The sequence below is a fragment of the Micromonospora sp. NPDC049799 genome (assembly GCF_040656655.1).
Classification (GTDB): domain Bacteria; phylum Actinomycetota; class Actinomycetes; order Mycobacteriales; family Micromonosporaceae; genus Micromonospora.
The window spans coordinates 1-3,468 of sequence record NZ_JBFAMU010000512.1; the positions used below are offsets into that span (position 1 = coordinate 1).

The 3,468-nt window shown below is 71.9% G+C and carries 3 protein-coding genes; 1 reads left to right on the top strand and 2 read right to left on the bottom strand.

Annotated features, from left to right (window positions below):
• The first annotated feature begins 148 nt into the window (after window positions 1-148).
• Window positions 149-1,018 carry a metallophosphoesterase gene (locus AB0I76_RS25430; RefSeq protein WP_357040272.1) on the top strand — a complete coding sequence of 290 codons (870 nt, stop codon included), beginning with the start codon at window positions 149-151 and terminating at the stop codon, window positions 1,016-1,018.
• Between the two features lie 49 nt (window positions 1,019-1,067).
• Here the strand turns inward: AB0I76_RS25430 and AB0I76_RS25435 are convergent, their stop codons facing one another.
• Together AB0I76_RS25435 and AB0I76_RS25440 are read right to left on the bottom strand one after the other, a co-directional pair.
• Complete coding sequence (locus tag AB0I76_RS25435; RefSeq protein ID WP_357040275.1) at window positions 1,068-1,568, bottom strand: hemerythrin domain-containing protein; 501 nt, start codon at window positions 1,566-1,568, stop codon at window positions 1,068-1,070.
• Window positions 1,569-1,680: 112 nt separating this feature from the next.
• Window positions 1,681-3,171, bottom strand: a complete 1,491-nt coding sequence (locus AB0I76_RS25440) for a S8 family serine peptidase (protein ID WP_357040278.1) — start codon at window positions 3,169-3,171, stop codon at window positions 1,681-1,683.
• Window positions 3,172-3,468 lie beyond the last annotated feature (297 nt).

Consider the following 3,468-nt stretch of genomic DNA (forward strand, 5'->3'; position numbering starts at 1 on the left):
CGCGGAATGGCCACTCTTTCCCGGAAACTGCTGCCTCCCGACGGGCGGGCAGGCGGGCGGGAGGGGCGGGCGGGCGCGACGCGGTAGGGGTCGGGGGCGCGGCCGGTGGGGGTCGCGGGTGGGGCTGGTCGCCCCTAGGATCGACGGCATGGCGGGGGAGGCGGGTGAGGGAAGTCTGCTCGCCATCAGCGACCTGCACGTGGGGCACCGGGACAACCGGCCGATCGTGGAGGCCCTGCGGCCGGAGACACCGCACGACTGGCTGCTGGTCGCCGGTGACGTGGCGGACACGGTCGCCGACGTCGAATGGGCGCTGGGCCTGCTGGCCGACCGCTTCGCGCAGGTGGTCTGGTCGCCCGGCAACCACGAGCTGTGGACCCCGCCGCGCGATCCGGTGGCGCTGCGCGGTGTCGAGCGCTACCACCACCTGGTCGAGATGTGCCGCCGCCTCGGCGTGCTCACCCCCGAGGACCCGTGGGCGGTCTGGGAGGGCCGTGGCGGGCCGGTGACGGTCGCGCCGCTGTTCCTCCTGTACGACCACAGCTGGCGCCCGGAGGGATTCGACACCCCGGAGGCGGCGCTGGCCGAGGCGTACCGGACCGGGATCGTGTGCACCGACGAGCAGTTGCTGCACCCGGACCCGTACCCGAGCCGGTCGGCGTGGTGCGCGGCGCGCGTCGCCGAGACCGCTCGGCGGCTCGACGAGCGTGATCCGGCCCTGCCGACCGTGCTGGTCAACCACTGGCCGCTGGTGCGGGAGCCGACCCGGATCCTGCGGTACCCGATCTTCGCCCAGTGGTGCGGCACCGAGGCCACCGCCGACTGGCACCGGCGTTTCGACGTCTCCGTCATGGTCTACGGCCACCTGCACATCCCCCGGACGACCTGGTACGACGGGGTGCGGTTCGAGGAGGTCTCGCTGGGCTACCCACGGGAGTGGCGGGCTCGGAGCGTACCGCCGGGGCGGTTGCGGCGGATCCTCCCGGCGCCCGACGGGGTGCCGCCGACGGCCTGGTGAGACGCGTGCGGGCCCGGCCGCCGGCCGGGCCCGCGGAGCACGGTCGCGCTCAGGCCGTCATCGCGTCGACGGACTTCTTGATCGCCTTCGGTGCGGTGGGGGTACGCGGGGCGTCGGCGCGCATGTCGATCATGCGCTGGCCGATCTCCTGGAGCTGGTTACGCCCGAGCGCCTCGCGGACCTTGGGGAACCACTCCTGCTCCTCCTCCTCGACGTGGTGCTCGACGTTCTCGATGAGCACCGTGGTCTTGGCGACGAAGCGCTCGTCGGAGGCGTCCATGGTGGCCAGTTCGGCGCAGAGCACGTCGGCCACGTGGTGCTCCTCGTACGACTCGAGGATGTCGTCCTCCAGGTCCGGCAGGAGCTTGCGGACCTCCGGGTACATGACCTCGTTCTCCAGGTAGGTGTGCACCGTCAGGGCCTCCAGGATCTGGGTCACCAGCTCCTGGCGCCGCTGGGCGGGCCCCTCTTCCGCCTTCTGGAACTCACGGAAGAGGCGGCGCATCTCCTTGTGGTCCTCTTTCAACAGGACGATGGCATCGGTGGACACCGGCGGGACCTCCTCGACTGGGCTGAGGTCTCCTCCGGTACCCGGCGGTGAGCAGGAGAAACGGGTGGGGCCCGGCGGATCACCGCCGAGCCCCACCACTGGTGTCGCAGTGTTACTTCACCACGTTGTAGGCGTTGACCATGCCAGCGCCGTAGAACGAGTTGCGCTTCCCGCCGGAGCAGGTCGCCTCGTAGGTGTCGCCGGCCGCCGGCCTGGGGTTGTAGACCCCCTCCGGGCAGGGCTGCGCCACCGCGGTGTTCTCCAGCAGGGCGGCCAGCGCGCCCGGGCTGATGCCGGGATGCGCCGAGGCGGCCAGGGCCGCGACACCCGCCGCGTGCGGCGAGGACATCGAGGTGCCCTGCTTGTAACCCCAACCGTTGGTGCGGGTGGAGGTGTTGAAGGTGGTGGACAGGATCAGGTCGGGGAAGGTCGGGCTCGTACCACCGGTACGGACGAAGGCGTCCCCGCCCGGCGCCGTCACGTCCACGACCCCTTGGCCGTACGAGGAGTAGTAGCTCTTCTCCCCGGTCGGTCCGACCGCCGAGACGGTCACCACGCCCGGCGCCTCGGCCGGCAGGACGAGGCAGGCGTTGGTGAGGTTCTCACGAACCTCCGGGTCCTGGTCTTCCGGCAGGTTGTTCGGGCTGCCGGTGTCGGTGATCTTGTGCGCGAGGTCCCAGTTGGAGTTGCCCGCGGAGGCGACGTGCAGTACGCCCTTGCTCTGCGAGTAACGCAGTGCCCGCTGCACGGCCTGCCACACCGGACGCTGGCGCGCGTCGTTGCGGCAGTTGAGCTGCCACGGGTCGATGTAGTAGCTGTTGTTGGTCAGCTGCATACCGTGCTCGGCGGCCCACATGAACCCGCAGACCGCGGCCTCCGGGAAGATGTAGCCCTCGTCGTCGACCACCTTGACGGCGGCGACCTTGACGCCCGGCGCGACACCGGTCACGCCGACGCCGTTGACGGCGGCGGCGATGGTGCCGGCGACGTGGGTGCCGTGGTCGGAGGTGGTCGGGTTCCAGGCGGCCTCGGTGGTGTCGGTGACACCACCGATGCACGAGGTGCTCTTGTCCTTGGCGATCTGGCTCGCCAGGTCGGGGTGGCTGGACGAGATGCCGCTGTCCAGCACGCCCACCAGCACGTCGGCGCTGCCGGCGTTGACCGCGTGGGCCTGCGGGACGTCGATCATCGGCATGTCCCACTGCTGGCCGAAGAGCGGCTCGGCGGTGGGGTCGGCGGTGGCCGCGGCGGCTTCGGCGGCCGACACCTCCACCGTCTCGCCCTCGTCGAGCAGGGTGCCCAGGCCGGCGGTGGAGGCGACCGACTCGACGCCTTCGCCCGCCACCCGGCTGGTGAAGTCGGGGTTGGTCGAGCGGACGACGAGCACGCCGATCTGGTGGTAGCCGGCGACGACGGTGCCGCCGGCGGCGGCGATCCGGGCGGCCGCCTTGTCGGTCGTGGCGCCCTGCGGGGCGAGCACCAGGTAGGTGGTGTCCGGTCCGGCGGCGGACGCCGCCGGGACCAGGCCGCCGGTGACGGCGAGGCCGACACCGAGCGACACGGCGGACGCGGCCGCCAGTGTCTTGCGACGGAGGTTCTTCACACAGACTCCCAGGGGCTGTCTTCTCCCGGCCCGCCCTTGCGGGGAGCGGACCGGCGGGAGGAGGGCGGGACGCCGCCTCCGGTGGGTACAGCGCCGTGGGTCGATGTGGCGTTACACACACCTGCCTGGCGGGACAATTGGTGTCATACGGTGGCGAGGGTGTGCGGGATCTCGTCGAGCAGCTCGCGGGCGAGAAAACCGATGCGTCCGTACCGGGGAACGAGCCGCTGGCCGCTCACCGCGTGGGCGAACGCCGCCCAGCAGGCGGCCTGCGCCGGCTCGGCGCCCCGGGACAGC